This is a genomic window from Vibrio sp. 10N.261.52.A1 (assembly GCF_002876325.1).
Lineage (GTDB): Bacteria > Pseudomonadota > Gammaproteobacteria > Enterobacterales > Vibrionaceae > Vibrio > Vibrio chagasii.
In genome coordinates, this window is the sequence record NZ_MCYD01001206.1 from 1 (window position 1) to 3,278 (window position 3,278).

Sequence of the window (3,278 nt, forward strand, 5' to 3'; positions counted from 1 at the left end):
CACTTATTATTCTGATTTAAACTGGGTTAAAGCCCGTTACCGTAAGGAAACCCACTCACCTTAAAACCCTTAAATGCTGAGTTTGCAAGGGTATGCCCATTTATGCAACTTAGCTAATGACACCTCATTTTTTGTCGTCAATATACACCCGTCAGCGCTGGCGTTTTACTGTATATGAAGAGAATTATTATGAGTGATAAAACCCAAAATAAACCACTACCTTCCTTTATTGAAGAACGCTTAAACCATTACATTGAAGATCTCATTACCCAGAACGAAAGCCAAACACACTTAGTTCTGGGTAAACGTCCTAGGCGCAACTCAGTTGTGATGCAAAGCAATGATTACCTCGCGCTGTCACACAACAAACAGATTCAACAAGCCCACCAGCAAGCGATTGGTGAACATGATGACAATGTCGTCATGTCAGCTATTTTTTTGCAAGACGAGGATTCAAAACCCGCCTTTGAAAATGAGCTCGCGAGCTACGTAGGTATGGAAAGCTGCTTGCTGTCTCAGTCTGGCTGGGCGGCGAACATCGGCTTACTGCAAACCATCTGCCCACCACAAACTCCTGTGTATATTGATTTCTTTGCCCACATGTCTTTATGGGAAGGTATTCGATCCGCAGGTGCGAGCGCGCATCCGTTCATGCATAACAATATGAACCATCTGCGTAAGCAGCTTGAGCGCTATGGCTCTGGCGTCATTGTTGTAGATTCGGTCTATAGCACCATTGGCACGATTGCCCCACTCCGCGACATCTACGAAATGGCGCAAGAGTTTGATTGTGCACTCGTGGTTGATGAATCGCATTCTCTGGGGACTCATGGCACCAAAGGTGCTGGCCTCGTTGAAGCACTTGGGCTCACTAACCAAGTCGATTTCATTACTGTAAGCTTGGCCAAAACTTTTGCATACCGTGCTGGCGCGATCTTAGGCCCCAAACAATTGTCTGAGACACTGCCCTTTGTCGCCTATCCTGCGATTTTTAGCTCGACCGTATTGCCACAAGAAGTCGCTCGCTTAGAGAAAACCTTGGCGGTCATTAAAAGTTCTGACGATAAGCGCGAAGTCTTATTCGAACGTGCTAAATCACTCACTACGGGACTTAAACAGATTGGCTTTAACATCCGCAGTGAATCTCAGATCATCGCTTTAGAGTGTGGTAGCGAGAGAAATACTGAACGTGTGCGTGATTTCTTAGAGGAGCGAGATGTGTTCGGTGCGGTATTTTGTCGCCCAGCGACTGGCAAGAACAAAAACATCATCCGCTTCTCTGTGAATGCAGACATAACACCAAGAGATATCGATCATGTGCTCACGGTTTGTCACCAGGCATATCATCATCCAGAGCTGGAGTTCGTATAACGCTGTACACACCAATTTAATAACCAACCCAACGGCAGGACAGAATGGACGCTATCATGTCGCAAAACTAAAAGAGCCCAGCCTATCGCTGAGCTCTTCATTAAATTGACTCGGTCTACTTCAAACCTCAAACACACTTGTGTTTAGAACCACTATATCCAATGAGCAATCTTGTCGAATAATCGGTTCTTGTCTGCTGGTTTCACAATAAAGTCCGACATTCCTGATGACTCCATCTTCTCTAGCGTGACTGGCGAGCTGTCTCCTGTATGTGCAATGATCGGTACCGAAGAGTAAGGCTTATTCGCACTTCTAATGAGTCGAGACGCTTCTACACCGTCCATGATAGGCATTTCGATATCCATCAGGATCAAGTCTACATCGTCTGAATCCAGCGCATCCAATGCTTGCTGACCATCTTCTTTCTGTACGACATCAAAACCCTGCTTTTCCAGTAACATTGCCGTAAAACGACGCAAAGATTCATTATCGTCCACGACCATAATGGTACGCTTATTTGCATTTTCAATCGGCTTAGCGGCCAACATAGGCATCACGTAATTCGAGTCAAACAGTAAACGGTCAATCGTTGCTTTGGTGTTCAGCAGCCAAACTTGTGTCTCCACCCAAATAGGTTCAAACGACACATTACGAACTCGGTGAACAGGATGATGCTCATACAGATAAACAATTCGCGCCTCTGTAAATGACAACAAAGACTCAAGCTTATCAAGGCTGCTTGCCCTCAAATCCAAACTCTCCATGTCGACGAATACTAAATCATATTCGAACTGATACTCTTTGTTTTTAAGTGCTGACGCCACATCCAAAGTCGTAAGATCAAATCCCATAAATCGAGACATTTCCGTCATTTTCTTATTCAGAACAGTTTGGTCACTCACCATCAATACCGACTTTAACTTTCTCAATTCACTCTTAATCTCGTTGACTGAATTTGACGTTAAAGACGGGAACGTCATCGTAAACTGAGTCCACTGGCCGAGCTCTGATTGGCATCTAATCTCACCACCAAATGAACGCATCACCTTCTGACAGAATGGTAGACCTAACCCATAATTACCTGATTTACCAGTCGTATAGAAGTCTTGGAAAATATGACGTATTGCATCACTTGAGATACCAGCCCCGTTGTCCGTCACCACAATTTGATTGCTAACGTCATCGCTACTCATGGTGACATGAATATGAAAGTCTTCCGGGCTACGATGATGAAACGCATTCTTGAACAGGTTGTACATCACGTACTTCAACAAAGTGTCACTTCCCAAGAATTCAAAGTCACTTTGTACATCCAAAGAGATGGCTGATTTATCCGACGTGCGCTTGTAATTAAAACTGTCGATTGAATATTCGATCACCGCTTGTGCGGAGTGCTTTTTAAAGGTTGAACGAGATACACGATTCTCATCAATCGACGTCAACAATAGATCGATGGTCTCGTTACCTGAATGGATAATTTCCATGGCCTCATCACCGACGTCACGCAGCTGTTTTAACTCTTCGACGCTCAGCGCATATGGCTCTTTGATGTCACCACTCTTTGGGTTTGGTAGTATCGATTGGATAACATCAATAGAAGTTAACAAGCCACTAAGAGGGTTTCTCATTTCGTGTGCAATACCCGCACCAAAAGACTTTGCTAGGGACACCTTGTTCTCGTGTTCCACCTGATTGCGGAAATAGAACAGGTTACCGAATAGATAGATAAACAAGAAAATAGGCACATGTGTCCAGTTCATGGTTATCTCAAGATAGAAGCCTTGCGCCACCCAAGCACAAAACGTTGCAATCCCTATTCCGGCAAAGGTTTGTGCAAACATCACTCCTGTGACATGAACCAAAAGAATATGAAGGAATATTGCCGACATGAAAGACATGACCCAAAC

Annotated in this window: 2 protein-coding genes; one reads left to right on the forward strand and one right to left on the reverse strand. The window is 44.3% G+C overall.

Annotation, left to right across the window (positions count from 1 at the left end; all coding sequences use genetic code 11):
* Positions 1 to 189 precede the first annotated feature (189 nt).
* Positions 190 to 1,371: an alpha-hydroxyketone-type quorum-sensing autoinducer synthase gene (gene cqsA, locus BCT81_RS25595; protein ID WP_102426287.1), complete on the forward strand. Its 1,182-nt coding sequence runs from the start codon at positions 190 to 192 to the stop codon at positions 1,369 to 1,371.
* A gap of 152 nt (positions 1,372 to 1,523) precedes the next feature.
* On the opposite strand, the gene BCT81_RS25600 is transcribed toward cqsA, so the two are convergent.
* Positions 1,524 to 3,278, reverse strand: a 1,755-nt coding sequence (locus BCT81_RS25600) for a hybrid sensor histidine kinase/response regulator (RefSeq protein ID WP_241908278.1), incomplete at its 5' end; no start/stop codon positions are given.

What these genes read in the sequence shown, in the direction of transcription:
- cqsA (WP_102426287.1), top strand. Translation starts at nt 190, where the DNA reads ATGAGTGATAAAACCCAAAATAAACCACTACCTTCCTTTATTGAAGAA.